Source organism: Streptococcus lactarius, from assembly GCF_016642265.1.
Classification (GTDB): domain Bacteria; phylum Bacillota; class Bacilli; order Lactobacillales; family Streptococcaceae; genus Streptococcus; species Streptococcus lactarius.
On sequence record NZ_MRXX01000015.1, the window covers coordinates 1 to 460 of the forward strand.

At 40.2% G+C, this 460-nt stretch carries 1 protein-coding gene; it reads right to left on the reverse strand.

Annotation, left to right across the window (positions count from 1 at the left end; all coding sequences use genetic code 11):
• Positions 1–25: 25 nt before the first annotated feature.
• On the reverse strand, positions 26–373 hold the full coding sequence (locus BTU61_RS09080; protein ID WP_200773253.1) for a DUF6568 family protein: 348 nt from the start codon (positions 371–373) through the stop codon (positions 26–28).
• Between the last annotated feature and the right edge of the window lie 87 nt (positions 374–460).

Here is a 460-nt window from a genome sequence, read left to right on the forward strand (position 1 = left end):
GACTTTTGTCCCAGCCTCAATTTTTTTATAGATGAGCAAATGCTTTGATTTCTTCTGGACTCATAGAAGAGTCACAACGTACGCTGACTTGACCGTCTTCTGTATGAAGAAAGCCTGGGACAGTAGGAATTTCAAATCGAGCACGAAAGGCTTGTAAAGCCTCTAGTTGGCTTGGCTCTTCACTATTGATAAAGTAGATATGAGCTTTTGTTTCAGCTACGACAGTTGCTAGCTTAGCAGCGAACTTTCGACAGTAAGGACAAGTCTTACGTCCAATAAAGAAGGTTGCTGTTTCTTTTTTGTCGATCGCTTCTTGCGCACGCGCGACTGTTGTGACTTCAAGATCTTTAATATCTTCTAAAAATTGTTCCATGAGATTACCTCGCTTTCTTCTAAGTCTAGTATGCCATAAAGACGAAAAAAATGCTGAATTTTGATACGAAAATGAGAGTGGGACAGA